Source organism: Pseudomonas sp. NFX1, from assembly GCF_051123555.1.
Taxonomy (GTDB): Bacteria; Pseudomonadota; Gammaproteobacteria; order Pseudomonadales; family Pseudomonadaceae; genus Aquipseudomonas; species Aquipseudomonas capeferrum.
Genome location: NZ_CP169366.1, coordinates 4,724,819 through 4,745,022 on the forward strand (window position 1 = coordinate 4,724,819; position 20,204 = coordinate 4,745,022).

18 protein-coding genes are annotated in these 20,204 nt (G+C 62.7%); 12 read left to right on the plus strand and 6 right to left on the minus strand.

All coding sequences use genetic code 11. The annotated features are described in order from the left end of the window. Positions 1-16 precede the first annotated feature (16 nt). The 4 genes from DJ563_RS21270 to aspA all read right to left on the minus strand — a co-directional run bounded on the left by DJ563_RS21270 (position 17) and on the right by aspA (position 4,876). A complete protein-coding gene (locus tag DJ563_RS21270; protein WP_434518300.1) occupies positions 17-1,120 on the minus strand; it encodes a polyamine ABC transporter substrate-binding protein in 1,104 nt (367 codons plus the stop codon). Further along, positions 1,120-2,163, minus strand: coding sequence for a histone deacetylase family protein (locus DJ563_RS21275; RefSeq protein ID WP_434518301.1), 1,044 nt, complete (start codon positions 2,161-2,163; stop codon positions 1,120-1,122). Before DJ563_RS21275 ends, DJ563_RS21270 begins: the two co-directional genes overlap by 1 nt. 119 nt (positions 2,164-2,282) lie before the next feature. Further along, on the minus strand, positions 2,283-3,275 hold the full coding sequence (locus DJ563_RS21280; RefSeq protein WP_033702385.1) for an AraC family transcriptional regulator: 993 nt from the start codon (positions 3,273-3,275) through the stop codon (positions 2,283-2,285). A 176-nt stretch (positions 3,276-3,451) separates the two neighbouring features. Then, entirely contained in the window at positions 3,452-4,876 is a 1,425-nt protein-coding gene (gene aspA, locus DJ563_RS21285; RefSeq protein ID WP_033702596.1) for an aspartate ammonia-lyase, read from the minus strand. A 182-nt stretch (positions 4,877-5,058) separates the two neighbouring features. Here aspA and DJ563_RS21290 point away from each other — a divergent pair, with 182 nt between their 5' ends. From DJ563_RS21290 to DJ563_RS21310, 5 genes are all read left to right on the plus strand, one after another. Then, positions 5,059-5,991 (plus strand): LysR substrate-binding domain-containing protein, encoded by a 933-nt coding sequence (locus tag DJ563_RS21290; protein WP_274097907.1) that lies wholly within the window; start codon positions 5,059-5,061, stop codon positions 5,989-5,991. Positions 5,992-6,162: 171 nt separating this feature from the next. Further along, complete coding sequence (gene purE / locus DJ563_RS21295; protein WP_016489856.1) at positions 6,163-6,654, plus strand: 5-(carboxyamino)imidazole ribonucleotide mutase; 492 nt, start codon at positions 6,163-6,165, stop codon at positions 6,652-6,654. A gap of 10 nt (positions 6,655-6,664) precedes the next feature. After that, positions 6,665-7,747, plus strand: a complete 1,083-nt coding sequence (locus tag DJ563_RS21300) for a 5-(carboxyamino)imidazole ribonucleotide synthase (RefSeq protein WP_274097908.1) — start codon at positions 6,665-6,667, stop codon at positions 7,745-7,747. 96 nt (positions 7,748-7,843) lie between these two features. After that, entirely contained in the window at positions 7,844-8,089 is a 246-nt protein-coding gene (locus tag DJ563_RS21305) for a GlsB/YeaQ/YmgE family stress response membrane protein (RefSeq protein ID WP_033702379.1), read from the plus strand. A 48-nt stretch (positions 8,090-8,137) separates the two neighbouring features. Further along, positions 8,138-8,671, plus strand: a complete 534-nt coding sequence (locus DJ563_RS21310; RefSeq protein WP_162181159.1) for a DUF3299 domain-containing protein — start codon at positions 8,138-8,140, stop codon at positions 8,669-8,671. Positions 8,672-8,736: 65 nt separating this feature from the next. Here the strand turns inward: DJ563_RS21310 and DJ563_RS21315 are convergent, their stop codons facing one another. Beyond that, positions 8,737-9,633, minus strand: coding sequence for a D-hexose-6-phosphate mutarotase (locus DJ563_RS21315; protein ID WP_434518302.1), 897 nt, complete (start codon positions 9,631-9,633; stop codon positions 8,737-8,739). Between the two features lie 71 nt (positions 9,634-9,704). Then, positions 9,705-10,103 (minus strand): acyl-CoA thioesterase, encoded by a 399-nt coding sequence (locus DJ563_RS21320; RefSeq protein ID WP_003253317.1) that lies wholly within the window; start codon positions 10,101-10,103, stop codon positions 9,705-9,707. A gap of 357 nt (positions 10,104-10,460) precedes the next feature. On the opposite strand from DJ563_RS21320, the gene DJ563_RS21325 reads away from it, so the two are divergent. From DJ563_RS21325 to DJ563_RS21355, 7 genes are all read left to right on the plus strand, one after another. Continuing rightward, positions 10,461-11,750, plus strand: a complete 1,290-nt coding sequence (locus DJ563_RS21325; protein ID WP_033702373.1) for an MFS transporter — start codon at positions 10,461-10,463, stop codon at positions 11,748-11,750. A gap of 394 nt (positions 11,751-12,144) precedes the next feature. Beyond that, positions 12,145-13,143, plus strand: a complete 999-nt coding sequence (locus DJ563_RS21330; protein ID WP_274097484.1) for a phosphate ABC transporter substrate-binding protein PstS — start codon at positions 12,145-12,147, stop codon at positions 13,141-13,143. 139 nt (positions 13,144-13,282) lie between these two features. Further along, positions 13,283-15,571 (plus strand): ABC transporter permease subunit, encoded by a 2,289-nt coding sequence (locus DJ563_RS21335; protein WP_434518303.1) that lies wholly within the window; start codon positions 13,283-13,285, stop codon positions 15,569-15,571. A 17-nt stretch (positions 15,572-15,588) separates the two neighbouring features. Beyond that, positions 15,589-17,259, plus strand: a complete 1,671-nt coding sequence (gene pstA, locus DJ563_RS21340) for a phosphate ABC transporter permease PstA (RefSeq protein WP_274097482.1) — start codon at positions 15,589-15,591, stop codon at positions 17,257-17,259. A gap of 102 nt (positions 17,260-17,361) precedes the next feature. Next, positions 17,362-18,195, plus strand: a complete 834-nt coding sequence (gene pstB, locus DJ563_RS21345) for a phosphate ABC transporter ATP-binding protein PstB (RefSeq protein WP_033702365.1) — start codon at positions 17,362-17,364, stop codon at positions 18,193-18,195. A 94-nt stretch (positions 18,196-18,289) separates the two neighbouring features. Further along, positions 18,290-19,060, plus strand: a complete 771-nt coding sequence (gene phoU / locus DJ563_RS21350; RefSeq protein ID WP_033702363.1) for a phosphate signaling complex protein PhoU — start codon at positions 18,290-18,292, stop codon at positions 19,058-19,060. A 165-nt stretch (positions 19,061-19,225) separates the two neighbouring features. Then, a complete protein-coding gene (locus DJ563_RS21355) occupies positions 19,226-20,122 on the plus strand; it encodes a response regulator (RefSeq protein WP_274097481.1) in 897 nt (298 codons plus the stop codon). The last annotated feature ends 82 nt before the right edge of the window (positions 20,123-20,204 follow it).

Genomic DNA, 20,204 nt, shown 5'->3' on the forward strand with positions numbered 1-20,204 from the left:
GCGACCCCGCCACGGCTCAGGTGCCGGACTTGATGCGGGTCCAGGCTCTGGTGCGTGCCCGTTCGGCATCACGTGGCAGTGGCTTGAGGGTATACAGCTTGGCCATCGCCTCTGCCGTCGGGTACAGGTTGGAGTTATTGCGAATCGCTGGGCTGACCTTGTCGGTCGCGTCCTTGTTCGGGTTCGGATACCCGACAAAGTCGCTGATCGGCGCTATCACCTCGGGGCGCAGCAGGTAGTTGATGAACGTGTGAGCCTCTTGCGGGTTGGCGGCGTTTTTCGGAATCGCCAGCATGTCGAACCAGATCGGCGCACCTTCCTTGGGCAGGCGCATGTCGACCACCACGCCGTTCTTCGCATCGTGAGCCCGATTGGCGGCTTGCGAGAAGCTGCCGCTGTAGCCCACCGCCACGCAGATATCGCCATTGGCGATGTCGGCCATGTATTTGGAAGAGTGGAAGTAGGTGATGTGCGGGCGAATCTTAAGCAACAGCGCCTCGGCCTTCTTGTAGTCGTCGGGCTTGGCGCTGTTGGGGTCCAGCCCCAGGTACTTCAGGGCCAGCGGCAGAATCTCGGAAGGCGAATCGAGCAGGGCAACGCCACACTGCTTGAGCTTGGCGATGTTCTCTTCCTTGAAGATCAGGTCCCAGCTGTCCACGGGTGCGTTTTCACCGAGCGCCGCCTTGACCTTCGCCGGGTTGAAGCCGATCAGCACGGTGCCGTACATGTAGGGCACGGCAAACTTGTTGCCGGGGTCGTTGGCTTCGATCAGCTTCATCAGGGCCGGGTCCAGGTGATGCCAGTTCGGCAGCTTGCTGCGGTCCAGCGGTTGGAACACACCGGCTTCGATCTGCTTGGCCAAGAACACGTTGGACGGCACCACCACGTCATAGCCGGAGTTACCGGTAAGCAGTTTGGCTTCCAGCGCCTCGTTGGTGTCGAAAATGTCGTAGATCAGCTTCACCCCGCTGTCTTTCTGGAAGTCGACCAAGGTCTGCGGGGTGATGTAGTCGAACCAGTTGTAGACGCGCAAGGTACGCTGCTCGGCCTGGGCCTGCAGGGCACCGGTGCACAGGGTGGCAGCGATTAACGGGGCGAGCAGACGCTTGAGTCGGGCCATTACCGGGCTCCTGGCTGGGCGTACTGGAAGCCTTCCAGCACATTGACCGCGTTGATACCGATTTCTTCCACAGCGTAGCCACCTTCCATCACGAACAGGGTCGGCTTGCCGAGCTGGGCGATGCGCTTGCCCATCGCCAGGTAGTCCGGGCTGTCCAGCTTGAACTGCGAGATAGGGTCGTCCTTGAAGGTGTCCACGCCCAGCGATATCACCAGCACATCGGCGTCGTAGTCGGCGATGCGCTGGCAGGCGTCCTCCAGTGCGGCGCTCCAGGCTGCCCAGTCACTGCCGGCCGGCAAAGGGTAGTTGATGTTGCAGCCTTCGCCGGCCCCTTCGCCGGTTTCGTCGGCGTAACCGAGGAAGAACGGGAACTCGGCTTGCGGGTCGCCATGAATCGAGGCAAACAACACATCGTTGCGGGCGTAGAAGATGTCCTGGGTGCCGTTGCCGTGGTGGTAGTCGACGTCGAGGATGGCGACTTTGCGGCGGCCCTGGTCAAGGAAGGCCTGGGCGGCGATGGCGGCATTGTTGAGGTAGCAGTAGCCGCCCATGACTTCGGCGGCGGCATGATGCCCTGGTGGGCGGCACAGAGCGAACGCCGAATAGGCGCCTTGCTGGATCGCCGCCTGGGCGGTGAGTGCGACCTGGGCGGCGCTGTAGGCAGCCTGCCAGGTACCGGCGGTGATCGGTGCGCCTGCGTCGAAGCTGTAGTAGCCGAGTTCACCATGCAGGCCGGTGGGTTTCACCTGGCGCAGGGTGCGGGCTGGCCAGGTGAAGGGCAGCAGGTCGCCGTCGTGGCCCAGTGCGGCCCAGCGCGCCCAGGCGCCCTCGAAGAAGTCCAGGTAGTCGGCGCTGTGGATTCGCAGCAGCGGTGCGCGGCCGAAGTCAGTCGGGCCCTGAACGTCGCCGAGCTGGCGTTTGTTCACTTGATCGAGCACATGGTCGGCGCGCGAAGGCATTTCGAAGCAGGGCATCAGCTTGCCGTCGATCAGCTCGCAGCGGCCGTGGTGCAGGCGGTGGTCATCGGAATAGATCGTCAGCATTGTTGTTCTCCGGTTGAACTGGCGTGGGCCCATTTTCAGTGCAGGCCCTGCCAGGGAGAACGACGCAAACGGCCAAAAGGGGATCGATGTGGCCAAGCTCGCTGGCCACTTTCGCGGGCTTACCCGCGAAAATGGCTAGGCGCCACACCGCTCCAGCGTTGGAAGGCATGGCGGAAGCTGGCGGTTTCGCTGAACCCCAAGGTTTCGGCAATGCGGTAGATCGGCATGTGCTCATCGGCCAGCAACTGCTTGGCCCGCTCGAAGCGCAGTTCATCGAGCAGCTGTTGATAACTGCTGCCAAGTGCCTGCAGGTGCCGGCGCAAGGTCCGCGATGAGCAGTTCATCTGCCGCGCCAGGCCCTCAAGCCCGGGGGCGGCGTCCAGTTGTTGAGCCAGCAGCTGGCGGATCCGCCCGAGCCAGGCCTGGCGCCCTGTGAACTCCAGGTTCAGGCGCCGGCAGCGCTCGCCCATGGCCTTGTGGGTAATGGGGTCGGCCAGCGGTAGCGGCATGTCCAGCCAACGCCGTTCGAAGGCAAAGGCGTTGTCCTCGGCAGCGAAGCCGATCGGGCATTGGAAGGCACGAGTATAAAGGCTGTGGTAGCCCGGCCGGGCATGTTCGAAACGGGTGCCGAGCAGCGGCAGTGGGCGGCCAAGCAGGTCGTCGCAGATCACTTTCAGCGAGACCAGGCAGAACTCGGCGTTGAAGGCGGTCAGCGCGGGGCTGTCACGGTAGTCGCTGGCGCTGAGCCAGACGCGCTGGCCATCGTCGATCAGGCGTAGCTCGAAGACTGTTCCCAGCAGTGCCGGAAAGCGAAGTGCCAGGCGCAGGGCGTCACCCAAAGTGGCACTGGAGAGCAGGGCGTAACCGAGCATGCCATAGCAGGACACATGCATGCGCTGGCCCAGCTCCAGGCCGATGTCTTCACGCCGAGCAACGGCATTGGCACACACCTGCAGCTCCTGCTGGGTGGTGATGCGCGCGTCGGCATGCCCCAGGTCCGCCGGGCCGATGCCACTGCCGGCCAGCAAGGCCGCCGCCTCGCAACCCTCTGCCTGGAAGACGTTGAGGATCAGCGAAACTGCGTTGAGGGTGGTCAGGTGGCTGTGCAGCATGCTCGGTATCCCGTTGGGTGGGATGCATTATGGAGCAAGTTGTGTGCCGGGATGCGCGGGTTGCACGGCGGCTCGAAACGCGCAGGCAAAAAAAAGGCCCGAAGCATGCGCTCGGGCCTTTGAAAGGTTGAGAGGTGTCTAGTCCCTCGACCTGGTGAGACAGGTGAAGCGGTCGGTTACGCCTTCAGCGGAACCAGACGCGGTGCGATCATGTTTTCCGGACGCAGGATGTCGTTGAGCATCTCTTCGTCCAGCAGCTTCTCTTCGCGCACCAGTTCCAGCACACCGCGGCCTGTTTCCAGGGCAACGCGGGCGATACGGGTGGCGTTTTCGTAGCCGATGTAAGGGTTCAGGGCGGTGACCAGGCCGATCGAGTGCTCGACCAGTTCACGGCAGCGCTGTTCGTTGGCAGTGATGCCGACGATGCAGTGCTCGCGCAGCATGTCCATGGCGCGCTGGAGCAGGCGGATCGAGTCGAAGATTTTGTAGGCGATCAGCGGCTCCATCACGTTCAGCTGCAGCTGGCCACCTTCGGCGGCGACGGTCAGGGCCAGGTCGTTGCCCATGATGGCGAAGGCCACCTGGTTGACGGCTTCCGGGATAACCGGGTTGACCTTGCCTGGCATGATCGAGCTGCCTGGCTGACGCGCTGGCAGGTTGATCTCGTTGATGCCGGTACGCGGGCCGCTGGACAGCAGGCGCAGGTCGTTGCAGATCTTCGACAGCTTGACCGCGGTACGCTTGAGCATGCCGGAGAACAGCACGAAGGCGCCCATGTCGGAGGTGGCTTCGATCAGGTCGGCAGCGGGTACCAGCGGCTGGCCGCTGATGGTCGCCAGGCGCTGAACGGCCAGCATCTGGTAACCAGGGTCGGCGTTGATGCCGGTACCGATGGCAGTACCACCCAGGTTGATTTCGGTCAGCAGCTCTGGCGCCAGCGAACGCAGACGGTTGAGGTCTTCGGTCATGGTGGTGGCGAAGGCGCGGAATTCCTGGCCCAGGGTCATCGGCACGGCGTCCTGCAGCTGGGTACGGCCCATCTTCAGTACGTGGTCGAATTCCTTGCCCTTGGCAGCGAAGGCCTGGATCAGGCTGTCGAGGCTGGCGAGCAGGGCGTCATGACCCAACAGCAGACCCAGACGGATAGCGGTCGGGTAGGCGTCGTTGGTCGACTGCGCCATGTTCACGTCGTTGTTCGGGTGCAGGTACTGGTACTCACCCTTCTGGTGGCCCATGGCCTCCAGCGCGATGTTGGCGATGACTTCGTTGGCGTTCATGTTGGTAGAGGTACCAGCACCGCCTTGAATCATGTCCACCACGAACTGCTCGTGGTAGTCGCCCTTGATCAGTCGTCCGCAAGCGGCGCTGATGGCGGCGTGCTTGGCATCGCTCAGGTGCCCCAGCTCTCGGTTGGCGTCAGCAGCAGCCTGCTTGACCATCGCCAGGCCCACTACCAGTTTCGGGTAGTGCGACAGCGGAACACCGGAGAGGTGGAAGTTGTTGGCAGCGCGCAGGGTCTGGATGCCGTAGTAGGCATCAGCAGGAACTTCAAGGGTACCCAGCAGATCTTTTTCGACGCGGAACGATGCAGCGGAAGACATGATGTATATCATCTCGAATTTGACCCGGCACATGCCGGAATGGCGCCAATCCTAGGCCTGAAGAGGATTTTGCGGCCAATGCTGTTGCACGCTAACCTATGCACAAACGGCATAGTGTTTCATGTGACGCCAATTGACATTCGAGCGTGTTCCATTTTGGTGCATGCCGGGAGATGTGCTTCGTGAACCTGGAAAGCAAATGGCTGGAAGACTTCAGCGCCCTGGCCGCCACCCGCAGTTTTTCGCAGGCGGCAGAACGGCGTTTCGTCACTCAACCGGCCTTCAGTCGGCGTATTCGCAGCCTGGAAGCAGCCTTGGGCCTGCAGCTGGTGAACCGTTCCCGCACGCCGATTGAACTGACCGAGGCCGGGCAGCTTTTTTTGGTCACGGCGCGTACCGTTGTCGACCAGTTGGGCGAAATTCTGCGCCATTTGCATCACCTTGAAGGTGGCCAGGGCGAGGTGGTCCAGGTGGCAGCAGCACACTCACTGGCCTCGGGGTTTTTCCCGCGGTGGGTTGCCCAGTTGCGCAACGATGGCTTGAACATCGCCACCCGCCTGGTTGCGACTAACGTAGGGGATGCGGTGCATGCCCTGCGTGAAGGTGGTTGCGACCTGATGCTGGCCTTCTATGACCCCGACGCCGCGCTGCAGATGGACGCCGAAATCTTCCCCTCGCTGCACATGGGCAACACCGAAATGTTGCCGGTGTGTGCCGTCGATGCCGACGGGCAGCCATTGTTCGACCTGGAAGGCGAGGGCAGTGTGCCGCTGCTGGCCTATACCGCCGGCGCCTTCCTCGGCCGTTCGGTCAACCTGCTGCTGCGCCAGCGCAACCTGCGCTACACCACCGTTTATGAAACCGCCATGGCCGACAGCCTCAAGAGCATGGCGCTGGAAGGCATGGGCATCGCCTGGGTGCCACGCCTGTCGATGCGCGGCGAACTTGAACGCGGCGAGCTGGCGATCTGTGGCGGCAGCCAATGGCATGTCCCCCTGGAAATCCGCTTGTACCGCTGCGCCCTGGTGCGCAAGGCCAACGTGCGCTTGCTGTGGCGCAAGCTCGAAGGTGCAGCGGCGGTTGACCCAAAAGTCAGCCAAAGCCCCGAAAAATAGGGCCGACAGTTGGTCGCCGGGGGTGCCAGCATCGCCCTGGGTTACGGTATACTGCGCGGCCTTTCGACCGGATAGCTCCGGTCCTGATCAGCAAACAAGCCACGCCGGTCGTCCCGCGTGGCTTGTTGTTTTTTGACGCGCCCAAGGGCGCACAAGCGAAGAGGCTCGACGATGAGTGCACTGGTTGGCGTGATCATGGGCTCCAAGTCCGATTGGTCCACCCTTAGCCACACCGCCGATATGCTGGAAAAACTCGGCATTCCCTACGAAGTTAAGGTGGTTTCTGCTCACCGTACTCCGGATCTGCTGTTCCAGTATGCCGAAGAGGCCGAAGGCCGTGGCATCGAGGTGATCATCGCCGGTGCCGGTGGCGCAGCCCACCTGCCAGGCATGTGCGCCGCCAAGACCCACCTGCCGGTGCTGGGCGTGCCGGTACAGTCGTCGATGCTGTCGGGCGTCGATTCGCTGCTGTCGATCGTGCAGATGCCTGCCGGCGTACCGGTCGCGACCCTGGCCATCGGCCGGGCTGGCGCGATCAACGCGGCACTGCTGTCGGCGAGCATCCTGGGCGCCAAGTACCCCCAGTACCACGCGGCGCTCAAGCAGTTCCGCACGGAACAGACCGACACCGTGCTGGACAATCCAGACCCGCGCCAGGCTTGAGGCTGACCCCATGAAGATCGGTGTAATCGGTGGTGGCCAGCTCGGCCGCATGCTGGCTCTGGCGGGTACTCCGCTGGGCATGAACTTCGCTTTCCTCGACCCGGCACCCGATGCTTGCGCCGCGCCGCTGGGCGAGCACCTGCGCGCCGACTACGGTGACCAGGACCATCTGCGCCAGCTGGCCGACGAAGTCGACCTGGTGACCTTCGAGTTCGAAAGCGTTCCGGCCGAAACCGTAGCGTTTCTCTCGCAGTTCGTCCCGGTCTACCCCAGTGCCGAGGCACTGCGCATTGCCCGTGACCGGCTGTTCGAGAAGAGCATGTTCCGTGACCTGGGCATCCCCACCCCGGCCTTCGCCGACATTCTCTCCCAGGCCGACCTGGACGCGGCAGTCGCCAGCATCGGCCTGCCGGCCGTGCTCAAGACCCGCACCCTGGGCTACGACGGCAAGGGCCAGAAGGTCTTGCGCAGCGCTGAAGACGTGGTCGATACCTTCGCCGAGCTGGGCAGCGTGCCTTGCCTGCTGGAAGGCTTCGTGCCGTTCACCGGCGAAGTCTCGCTGGTGGCCGTGCGTGGCCGCGACGGTGAAACCCGCTTCTATCCGTTGGTGCACAACACCCACGACAGCGGCATCCTGCGCCTGTCGGTGGCCAGCGCAGCGCACCCGCTGCAGGCCCTGGCCGAAGACTACGTCGGCCGCGTGCTGCAGCAGCTGGACTACGTGGGCGTGATGGCCTTCGAGTTCTTCGAAGTCGACGGTGGCCTGAAGGCCAACGAAATCGCCCCGCGTGTGCACAACTCCGGGCACTGGACCATCGAAGGCGCCGAGTGCAGCCAGTTCGAGAACCACCTGCGTGCCGTGGCCGGCCTGCCGTTGGGTTCAACCGCCAAGGTCGGTGAGAGCGCCATGCTCAACTTCATCGGCGAAGTGCCGGCGGTGGACAAGGTGGTTGCCATCGGCGACTGCCACCTGCACCACTACGGCAAGGCCTTCAAGGTCGGGCGCAAGGTTGGCCATGCCACCCTGCGCTGCCATGACATGGCTACCCTCGAGCGCAAGATCGCCGAGGTAGAGGCTTTGATCGCCGGCTGATCGAACTTCTGCGTGCTACCTGCCCTCTGAAATGGCAACAAGTCAAAGCGCTGTCTAGGCTTTGGCTTGTTCCATTTTCACTGCAGAGGGATTGCCATGGGCATCATCGGGACCATCTTCATAGGCCTTATCGTCGGGCTGCTGGCGCGTTTCATCAAGCCAGGGGACGACAGCATGGGCTGGATCATGACCATCCTGCTGGGTATCGCAGGCTCCTTGCTCGCCACCTACGGCGGCCAGGCGCTGGGCATTTATCAGGCCGGGCAGGCGGCAGGTTTCTTGGGGGCACTGGTCGGTGCCGTCGTCCTTCTGGTGATCTACGGATTGATCAGAAAGCGCTGAATACCGTTTAGAATGCCCGGCAATTCATCCGAGTTGCCGAGCATTGCCATGCGTGCCTTTTTTCTTATCCCCTTGCTTCTGGCCAGCACCCTGGCCCGTGCCGAGCTGCCTGAAACCGACTGGCTGGAGCTGATGCCCAAGTCGGACCAGAAGGCTCTCGAACAGATGCCCGAAATCGATCACGACTCGCCGGAGGCCCTGGGCACCTTCACCGACAAAGGCGGCCTAAAGCAGAGCAAGGGCTTGCCGGCGGTGATGTACTCGACCAAGACCGTGGCGGCCATGAACGGCAAGGACATCCGCCTGGGCGGCTACCCGGTGCCGCTGGAAAGCGATGCCAAGGGCAACAGCACCTTGTTCTTCCTGGTGCCATACCCTGGCGCGTGCATCCATGTGCCGCCACCGCCACCGAACCAGCTGGTGCTGGTGCGTTATCCGAAGGGGCTGAAGATCGATGACATCTACACGCCGCTGTGGGTCAGCGGGGCATTGAAGGTGGAGAAGGTCAGCAACGACCTGGCCGATGCAGCCTATGCCCTGGATGCGCAGAAGGTGAGGGTGGTGGAAGAAGCTGATCTCTGAGGTTGCCTGTACCGGCCTCTTCGCGGGCTTGCCCCGCGAAGAGGCCGGCAAAGTCACCGCAAGGCTCAGATGGCTTCACTGCCGATACTGACACTCAGCGAGCAAGTCGCCCCAGGCTTCAGCTCCACCACGTCATCCCACACATTGGCCGTCTCGATGCACAGCATTCGCTGCCATCCGTCATCGGCCATGTCCGCCAGCTCCTGGGCCCGCTCGGTCCACGGGTTCCAGATCACCGCCGAGCGTGAGCCGCTGCTGGTCAAGGTAATCCGCCGCTGCCAATGCGGGTCGACAATGCTCAGGGTGTGCGGGGTGGCGAGGTAAATCCGGTCGGTCTCCCCGGCAAACCCCAGCGGCCCTTGCTGCTGGCGCTGTTCCCAGTCAGCCAAGGTCTCGATATAGCCCAGCCCCTCGACCCCTTCGACCCGCGCCTGGCACACATCGCTCACCGCAAAGTAGCTGTGCAGGGCCTGGCTGAGGGTGACAGGGGTATTGCCCATGTTGCGGCTGGTCAGGCTCAGCGCCAGGCGCTCGCCGAGTTCCACCACCAGTTTCAGCTGCACATCATGGGGCCAGCCGGGCAGGTCGCCCTGGGCTTCGGGCAGTTCGAACTCGATGCGCAGGCCATCGCCCACTTCCTCGATACCCAGCAACTGCCAATCACGCGCGCGTGCCAGGCCGTGGGCGGGCGCCTGCTCGCCGCGGTACATGGCCTGCACGGCCTGGGGGTTGCGCTGCAGGTTGCCGAACCAGGGCCAGCACACCGGTACACCGGCGCGTACCGACTTGCCCTGGCGGAAAATGGCCTGATCGCTCAGCCACAGCAGCGGCGGCTCGCCCACACGCTGGTAGCTGAGGATCTGCGCACCCTGCTGGGCGATCAGTAGTTCGGCACGCTCGCTGGTGATGCGCCAGCAGTTGAGTTCGCCGTGTTGCTCGGTGTCGACCTTGAAGGTAGCCATTGCGTTCGTCTCATTGATTGCCAGTGGGCCTTGGACCCGGGCATATGCAATGAGTTTAACGCTGGCTGGGCTTAGCGACGAGGCACGGAGCGAGTGCGGCCACTGCCATCAATGGCGACGAACACGAAGACCGCTTCGGTCACCTTGCGCCATTCGCTGGACAGCGGGTCGTCACTCCAGACTTCGACCATCATCTGGATCGAGCTGCGGCCGATCTCCAGGGTCTGGGTATAGAACGACAGCTGCGCGCCCACGGCTACCGGGACCAGGAAGGCCATGCGGTCGATGGCCACCGTGGCCACACGGCCGCCAGCGACGCGGCTGGCCATGGCGGTGCCGGCCAGGTCCATCTGGGCAACCAGCCAGCCGCCAAAGATGTCGCCGAAGCCGTTGGTCTCACGAGGGAGTGCGGTGATCTGCAAGGCCAGGTCGCCTTGCGGGATTGGATCTTCTTGTTCGAGCTCAATCATGCGATGGGGCCTCTGACCCGTGACGCTTTTCGTTGGTGTGGCGCAAAGGCCGGGTAAACGATTCAGCTGGAAACATACTACGCCGATTTCGTTTCACTGGGCGGCCGTAGGGAAACTCTGCGAAACCGCCTGACATAAAGACCGGCGTTTTCGCACAACATCCCACGCTTGGAGCAACCTTTTCCTACGAATGGCCAGTATATAGAGCATAACGGCCAGCGACGACCGCGCATTCATGAATATCTGTATGGATTTTGTATCGCTTTCGGCGCGGCTCGGCAATTTGCTATCTTCGCCCGTCTACCAATCCAGAAGTCGCGCACCCAGCGGCCTGCATGACCTACAAGAGAAAGACCGATGACCTCCGTGCCGAGCAGTATCGAGCAGCCTTCGCGGCCGCTGACCCGCAGCGACTACAAGACCCTTTCACTGTCCGCACTGGGCGGTGCCCTGGAGTTCTACGACTTCATCATCTTCGTGTTCTTCGCTACGGTGGTCGGCAAGCTGTTCTTCCCGGCCGACATGCCTGAATGGCTACGCCTGATGCAGACCTTCGGCATTTTCGCTGCCGGCTACCTGGCGCGGCCGCTGGGTGGCATCGTCATGGCGCACTTCGGCGACCTGCTGGGGCGCAAGAAGATGTTCACCCTGAGCATCTTCATGATGGCCCTGCCGACCCTGATCATGGGCCTGCTGCCCACTTATGCACAGATCGGCCTGTGGGCGCCGATCTTGCTGCTGTTGATGCGCGTGATCCAGGGCGCGGCGATTGGCGGTGAGGTGCCGGGGGCCTGGGTGTTCGTCTCCGAGCACGTCCCTGCACGCAATACCGGTTACGCCTGCGGCACGCTGACGGCCGGCCTGACTTCGGGCATCTTGCTCGGCTCGCTGGTCGCCACGCTGATCAACAGTGTCTATACCCCTGGCGAAGTGGCCGATTACGCTTGGCGTATCCCGTTCCTGCTGGGGGGGGTGTTCGGCCTGTTCTCGGTGTACCTGCGCCGCTGGTTGCACGAAACCCCGGTGTTCGCCGAGATGCAGCAGCGCAAGGCCCTGGCCGAAGAGTTGCCGCTGCGTGCGGTGCTGCGTGACCACCGTGGCGCGATCGTCCTGTCGATGCTGCTGACCTGGCTGCTGTCGGCCGGCATCGTGGTGGTGATCCTGATGACCCCGGCGCTGCTGCAGAGCTTCTATCAGGTCAGCCCGACCGACTCGCTCAAGGCCAACAGCCTGGCCATCGTCCTGCTCAGCCTCGGCTGCATCGCTGCCGGCCGCCTGGCCGACCGCTTCGGCGCCGGGCGCGTGTTCATCGTTGGCAGCCTGCTGCTGCTGGCCAGCTCCTGGACCTTCTACCACAGCCTGCCAACCCGCCCCGACCTGCTGTTCCCGCTGTATGCGCTGACCGGTTTGTGCGTCGGTATCGTCGGCGCCGTGCCCTACGTGATGGTCAAGGCCTTCCCGCCGGTGGTGCGTTTCAGCGGCTTGTCGTTCTCCTACAACATGGCCTACGCCATCTTCGGTGGGTTGACGCCGATGGTGGTAACCGCGCTGTTGAAGGTCAGCCCAATGGCGCCGGCTTATTATGTGGCGGGGCTGTGTGCCGTCGGGCTGGTGGTAGGGCTATATCTGTTCGCCAACAAGCGTTAATGAGTGAAATTTCTGCGGGTGCAATTATATCGAACAAGAAATTGCCCCATGGAGCAACTTCCACGTCATTGATTGAATAATGGACTCTGGTGGGAGCGGGCTTGCCCCGCGAATACCGGCGAAGCCGGTGCCAGGCACCGCGTGCCCCCATTCGCGGGGCAAGCCCGCTCCCACAGGTAACATCTCAGCGCGTGCCGAAGCGCCTCTGTAGTGTCTGCCGCAGTGGCATCCGGTGTGGCGCCTCGCCCAGCAACATTTTGAAAAGGCCATCCCGGACAACCGGTGATGGCCTTTCATCCAATTGTCATATTGAAGTCATATCGTATTCATGCGGCCTGCAGATACTTGGGCCCGATCCATCCAACACCCCCAATATTCCTGCTAGGAGCAAGGCATGAAACTGAAGCGTTTGATGGCGGCCCTTACCTTTGCCGCCGCTGGCGTTGCCACCGCCAATGCGGTAGCCGCTGTCGACCCAGCAATCCCGACCTACACCAAAACCACCGGTGTATCGGGCAACCTCTCCAGCGTTGGCTCCGACACCCTGGCGAACCTGATGACGCTGTGGGCCGAGGCCTACAAGAAGGAATACCCCAACGTAAACATCCAGATCCAGGCCGCCGGCTCCTCCACCGCGCCACCCGCGCTGACCGAAGGCACCGCCAACCTGGGCCCGATGAGCCGCAAGATGAAAGACGTCGAGCTGCAGGCCTTCGAGCAGAAGTACGGCTACAAGCCAACCGCCATCCCGGTTGCCGTAGACGCCCTGGCAGTCTTCGTGCACAAGGACAACCCGATCAAGGGCCTGACCATGGCGCAGGTCGATGCGATCTTCTCGTCCACCCGCCTGTGCGGCGCCAAGGCCGATGTCAAAACCTGGGGTGACCTGGGCGTGACCGGCGACCTGGCCAACAAGCCAGTGCAGCTGTTCGGCCGTAACTCGGTATCGGGCACCTACGGTTACTTCAAGGAAGAAGCCCTGTGCAAAGGCGACTTCAAGCCTAACGTCAACGAACAGCCTGGTTCGGCTTCGGTCGTGCAGTCGATCAGCTCCTCGCTGAATGGCATCGGCTATTCGGGCATCGGCTACAAGACCGCCAGCGTCAAGACCGTAGCCCTGGCCAAGAAAGAAGGCGGCGAGTTCGTCGAAGACAACGAAGCCAACGCCCTGAACGGTTCGTACCCGCTGTCGCGCTTCCTGTACGTCTACGTCAACAAGGCCCCGAACAAGCCTCTGGCCCCGCTGGACGCCGAGTTCATCAAGCTGGTGCTGTCGCAAGCTGGCCAGCAGGTCGTGGTGAAGGATGGCTACATCCCGCTGCCGGCCAAAGTGGTCGACAAGACCCTGGCTGACCTGGGCCTGTCCCACGCCGGTAACGTTGCAAAGAAGTAAGTAACTGAGGAAGAGGCCGGTACCGATGCCCGGCCTCCTCCACGAATTTTCAGTCCGAAGCCAGGATCCCTGCGCTTCGGGCTTTCTTGCGTCACTGCATTGTCATGTTTTTGTCATACGGGACCGCTAGGGTGTGCGCATGAATGATCTGGCCAACTCCACCATGACCCAAAATTCTCAACCCGTGCGGATTGATTTCAACACGCCGGAGTTGCAACGCAAGCGCCGCATGCGTGCGCTCAAGGACCGCCTGACCCGCTGGTATGTACTGGTAGGCGGGCTTGCCGTCTTGGCGGCAATTACCCTGATTTTCTTCTACCTGGCCTACGTGGTGCTGCCGCTGTTCCAGGGCGCCGAACTGACCAGCAAGAAGGCCCTGGAGCCGACCTGGCTGCAACAGGATGCCGGTAAGCCGCTGATGATCGCGCTTGAAGAGCAGAACCTGGTGGGCATGCGGGTTTCCGACAAGGGGCAGGCGCTGTTCTTCGACACCAAGACCGGTGCCGAGCTGCAACGCGTCGACCTGCCGCTGCCGGCGGGTACCCAGGTGAGTTCGATCAGCACCGATCAGCCGGGTAGCCCGCTGGTTGTGCTGGGGCTGTCCAACGGTCAGGCGCTGGTGTTCCACCACACCTACAAGATCACCTACCCGGACAACAAGAAAACCATCACCCCAGGCATCGACTACCCCTACGGCAAGGACGCGTTCGTGCTTGACGACCAGGGCCGCGCGCTGGAACACGTGAGCGTCAACGTCAACGGCGAAAGCCTGATGCTGGCAGGCTCTACCGGTTCGCACCTGCAGGTCACCCAGCTGACCCGTGAAGAGAACATGATGACCGGTGAGGTCACCAGCGAGCAGAGCCGTATCGACCTGCCGCAGATGACCGAGCCGGTCAAGGCCATCTACATCGACCCGCGTCAGCAGTGGCTGTACGTGGTCAACGGCCGTGCCACCGCCGACGTCTTCAGCCTGCGCGACAAAAGCCTCAACGGCCGCTACAAGCTGCTGGAAGATGGCAATACCGAGATCACGGCCAGTGGCCAGCTGGTCGGCGGTATCTCGCTGATCTTCGGTGACTCCAAGGGTGGTTTGAGCCAGTGGTTCATGGCCCGTGACCCCGATGGCGAGTCGCGCTTCAAGTTGATCCGCAGCTTCCAGATGGGCAGTGCGCCGGTCGTCCAGATCGATGCCGAAGAGCGCCGCAAGGGCTTCATCGCCCTCGACGCCGACGGCAAGCTCGGTGTGTTCCACAGCACCGCGCACCGCACCTTGCTGGTCGAGCCGGCTGCAGAGGGTGCTGGCATCCTGGCCCTGTCGCCGCGTGCCAACCGCATCATCATCGAGGAAGGTGGCAAGCTGTTGCCGCTGAGCCTCAAGAACCCGCACCCGGAAGTCTCCTTCAGCGCGCTGTGGGGCAAGGTCTGGTACGAGAACTATGACGAGCCCAAGTACGTCTGGCAGTCGACCGCGTCGAACACCGACTTCGAGCCCAAGCTGAGCCTGTCGCCGCTGACCTTCGGTACCCTGAAGGCTGCGTTCTACGCGATGATCCTGGCAGCCCCGCTGGCCATTGCCGCCGCCATCTACACCGCCTACTTCATGGCCCCGGGCATGCGCCGCAAGGTCAAGCCGGTGATCGAGCTGATGGAAGCGATGCCAACGGTGATCCTTGGCTTCTTCGCCGGCCTGTTCCTGGCGCCGTACCTGGAAGGCCACCTGCCGGGTGTGTTCAGCCTGTTCCTGCTGATGCCGTTCGGCATCCTGCTTGCCGGTTTCACCTGGAGCCGCCTGCCCGAGTCGTTCCGCCTGCGCGTCCCGGATGGCTGGGAAGCGGCGATCCTGATCCCGGTGATCCTGTTCACCGGCTGGTTCGCCCTGACCATGAGCCCTTACCTGGAAACCTGGTTCTTCGGCGGCGACATGCGCCTGTGGATCACCAATGACCTGGGCATCACCTACGACCAGCGCAACGCCCTGGTGGTCGGTATCGCCATGGGCTTCGCGGTCATCCCGAACATCTACTCGATCGCCGAAGACGCCGTGTTCAGCGTGCCGCGCAGCCTGACTCTGGGCTCCCTGGCCCTGGGTGCGACGCCGTGGCAGACCCTGACCCGCGTGGTCATCCTCACCGCCAGCCCGGGTATCTTCTCGGCGCTGATGATCGGCATGGGCCGTGCGGTGGGCGAGACCATGATCGTGCTCATGGCCACCGGCAACACCCCGGTGATGGAGATGAACCTGTTCGAAGGCATGCGCACCCTGGCCGCCAACGTGGCGGTGGAAATGCCGGAGTCGGAAGTCGGTGGCAGCCACTATCGCGTGCTGTTCCTGGCGGCACTCGTGCTGCTGATGTTCACCTTCGTCATGAACACCTTGGCCGAGCTGATTCGCCAGCGTCTGCGCAAGAAATACTCGTCGCTTTGATAGAAAGGTAGAGATCCGTGAAAAAGGATTCCCTCAAAGGCTGGTTCAAGAGCGGCGCCCCTGGCGTCTGGATCAGCGGTGGCGCGGTTGCCATGGCGGTGATCATGACCATCGGCCTGCTGTCGGTCATCGCCGTGCGCGGCCTGGGCCACTTCTGGCCGGCCGATCTGATCCAGGCCACCTACAAGGTGCCGGGCCAAGCTGATCACATCGTCATCGGCGAAGTGGTGCAAAAAGAAGAGGTGCCCCGTGCCCGCCTCAAAGGTGCCGGCTTGCCGGTACCTGAGCAGGGCCCGGAGTTCATGACCCGTGAGCTGATCAAGGTCGGTAACCGCGACCTCAACGGCAGTGACTTCTCCTGGGTGGTGGGCGAGTGGCTGGTCGACGAGCAACGCCCGGCCGACCTGATGGCGCTGGAACGTCGCGAGTGGGGCAACTTCTACGGCTACCTGGTCAGCGTCAAGGAAGAAGGCCGCGTGGTTGCCGAAGGCCCTGCCGCCTGGAACGAGCTACAGGCCCGCCTCAAGCGCGCCAACCAGCTCAACGGCGAGCTGCAGCAACTCGAGAAAAAAGACATTGGCGCCATCAACCATGGCCTGGAGCGCCTGCGCCTGCACAGCCGCAAGCTGGAACTGGACGGCAAGCTCGACGCCGCCGCCCAGGCCGACATGGACGCCGAGCGTGCCGAGCTGAACAGCCGCTACAAGGCCATCGAAGACCGCCTCAGCGGCCTGCATCAGGCCTTCTCCCGCGACAGCCTGGTAGCGCGCGACGGCAACGGCCGTGAAGTGGAGATCAACCTGAGCAAGGTGGTGCACGCCATTCAGCCGAACGGTATGTCCGGCCTGACCAAGATGGGTACCTACTTTGCCAAGGTCTGGGAGTTCCTCAGCGACGACCCACGCGAAGCCAACACCGAAGGCGGGATCTTCCCGGCCATCTTCGGTACCGTGATGATGACCCTGATCATGGCGGTGATCGTGACCCCGTTCGGCGTGCTGGCTGCAGTGTACCTGCGCGAATACGCCAAACAGGGCCCGGTGACCCGCCTGATCCGCATTGCAGTGAACAACCTGGCAGGCGTACCGGCGATCGTCTACGGCGTATTCGGCCTGGGCTTCTTCGTCTACGTGCTGGGTGGCTCGATCGACCGGCTGTTCTTCCCCGAATCGTTGCCGGCACCGACCCTGGGTACCCCGGGCCTGCTGTGGGCCTCGCTGACCCTGGCACTGCTGGCGGTGCCGGTGGTGATCGTGGCCACTGAAGAAGGTCTGGCGCGTATCCCACGTACCGTGCGCGAGGGCTCCCTGGCCCTGGGTGCGACCAAGGCCGAGACACTGTGGAAGATCGTCCTGCCAATGGCCAGCCCGGCCATGATGACCGGCATGATTCTCGCCGTGGCCCGCGCCGCCGGTGAAGTGGCGCCGTTGATGCTGGTGGGTGTGGTGAAACTGGCACCGTCGTTGCCGCTCGATGGCAACTACCCGTACCTGCACCTGGACCAGAAGATCATGCACCTGGGCTTCCACATTTATGACGTCGGCTTTCAGAGCCCGAACGTCGAGGCCGCACGGCCGCTGGTGTACGCCACCGCGTTGTTGCTGGTGCTGGTGATCGCCACCCTCAACCTCTCGGCAGTGTGGATCCGTAACCACCTGCGCGAGAAGTACAAGGCCCTCGACCACTGATTGAAGCTTTAAGCCACAAGCGGCAAGCTCCCAAAGGAGTGCCGCTTTGCCCTAACTTGCAGCTTGCAGCTTAAAGCTTGCAGCTACAAACGGAGTGAGACCATGCAGCACGAATCCCATACCCACGGCATCGACATGTCTGCCCTGGGCCGCGACAAGCAGAGCCTGCGCCTGGCCGAAGAGACCGTGGCCATCGAAGTACCGGGCCTGAGCCTGTACTACGGCGACAAGCAAGCCTTGTTCGACGTCAGCATGAATATCCCCAAGCAGCGCGTGACCGCCTTCATCGGCCCGTCCGGCTGCGGCAAGTCGACCCTGCTGCGTACCTTCAACCGCATGAACGACCTGGTTGACGGTTGCCGCGTGGAGGGCGCCATCAACTTGTATGGCACCAACATCTATCGCAAGGGCGAGGACGTGGCCGAGCTGCGCCGTCGTGTGGGCATGGTGTTCCAGAAGCCGAACCCGTTCCCCAAGACCATCTACGAGAACGTCGTCTACGGCCTGCGCATCCAAGGCATCAACAAGAAGCGCACCCTCGACGAAGCGGTCGAATGGGCACTCAAGGGCGCGGCCCTGTGGGACGAGGTGAAGGACCGCCTGCATGACTCGGCCCTGGGCCTGTCCGGTGGCCAGCAGCAGCGTCTGGTGATCGCCCGTACCATTGCCGTGGAGCCGGAAGTGCTGCTGCTCGACGAACCGTGCTCGGCACTGGACCCGATCTCGACGCTGAAGGTCGAAGAGCTGATCTACGAATTGAAATCCAAGTACACCATCGTCATCGTGACCCACAACATGCAACAGGCGGCGCGCGTTTCGGACTACACCGCGTTCATGTACATGGGCAAACTGGTCGAATTCGGGGATACCGATACCCTGTTCACCAACCCGGCGAAGAAGCAGACCGAAGACTACATCACCGGTCGCTACGGCTAGTCGGTCTGCCAGCCGCAGGCCGGGGGCCAAGGGATAACACGAACGACTTGAAGCTTGCGGCTTGAGGCTTGCAGCTTTTTCGCGGAGCGAAACGATGATCAACAAAGAAAGCCTTACGCATCACATCTCCCAGCAGTTCAACGCCGAGCTTGAAGAGGTGCGCAGCCACCTTCTGGCCATGGGCGGCCTGGTCGAGAAACAGGTCAACGACGCGGTGACCGCACTGATCGAGGCCGACTCGGGCCTGGCCCAGCAAGTGCGCGAGGTCGATGAGCAGATCAACCAGATGGAGCGCAACATCGACGAGGAGTGCGTACGCATCCTTGCCCGCCGCCAGCCGGCGGCCTCCGACCTGCGGCTGATCATCAGCATCTCCAAGTCGGTGATCGACCTGGAACGTATCGGCGACGAGTCGACCAAGATCGCCCGTCGTGCCATCCAGCTGTGCGAAGAGGGCGAGTCGCCGCGCGGATACGTCGAGGTGCGCCACATCGGCGACCAGGTGCGCAACATGGTCCGCGATGCCTTGGACGCCTTTGCCCGCTTCGACGCCGACCTGGCACTGTCGGTGGCACAGTACGACAAGACCATCGACCGCGAGTACAAGACCGCCCTGCGTGAGCTGGTGACCTACATGATGGAAGACCCGCGATCGATCTCGCGGGTGCTCAGCGTCATCTGGGCCTTGCGTTCGCTGGAGCGCATCGGCGACCACGCGCGCAACATCTCCGAGCTGGTGATTTACCTGGTACGCGGCACCGACGTCCGCCACATGGGCCTCAAGCGCATGAAGGCGGAAGTGCAGGGCACCCCCGTCGAAGAGGCTGAAAGCGCTAATGTTCCGGCTGAACCGGACGATAAATAGTACTGCTCCCGAGCATCAACGCCCGGCCTAGGCCGGGCGTTTTCGTTTGCGGTCGAGCAGCCACCAGGCACCCGCGAACGGTGTGAAGAAGTCCCGCTACACGCGCAGTTGTGGCAAATGGCCATTGCTTGCCGGTAGGCTAGTCGGGATTCAAGAGGAGTATCGATGAGTAAAGTCAATGTACTGGTCGTGGACGACGCCCCGTTCATCCGCGACCTGGTCAGGAAATGCCTGCGCAATGCCTTTCCCGGCATGGTCATCGACGATGCGGTCAACGGTCGCAAGGCCATGGCCATGTTGGGCAAGGAGCCGTTCGACCTGGTCCTGTGCGACTGGGAAATGCCGGAAATGTCTGGCCTTGAGCTGCTCAGCTGGTGCCGCCAGCAGCCCGCGTTGAAGAGCCTGCAGTTCATCATGGTGACCAGCCGTGGTGACAAGGAGAACGTGATCCAGGCCATTCAGGCGGGGGTTTCCGACTTCGTCGGTAAGCCGTTCACCAATGAGCAGTTGCTGACCAAGGTGAAGAAGGCCTTGGCCAAGATCGGCAAGCTCGACAGCCTGATGGCAACCGGGCCTGCGCGGGTGAATTCGGCGTTTGCCAATGATTCCTTGAGTGCCTTGACCGGCGGCAACCCTCAAGCGGCCAAGGTTGCGGCACCTGCGCCAGCGCCGGTGAAGCCTTTGGCGAAGGCATCTGCGCCAGCCACAGCCACAGCCGCACCGTCTGGCCGTGGCCAAGGCCAGCTGCGCTTGGCCAGCGGGATTCAGCCTTGCGTGATCAAGGCATTGAGCCTGAAGGAAGCGCTGTTGGTGGTACGCCGCAGCGAGGCGCTGCCGCAGGTGCTAGAAGGTGCGGTACTGGACCTGGAACAGGGCGAAAACGCCGAAGTTGCGCGGCTGAACGGTTACCTGCATGCCGTCGCGGCGCTGGAGCCCAAGCCCGACAGCGACTGGCTGCAGCTGACGTTCAAGTTCGTCGATCAGGATGCGCAGAAGCTCGATTATCTGTCGCGGCTGATTGCCCGCGGCACGGCGCAAAAGCACTTCACGCCCGGCGCCTGATAGCCACTGTCCTCCTGTGGGTGCGTGCGGCTTTGCGCGACGCAAGGCCGCTGCCACAGCGGACGATCACCATCCGACCAAC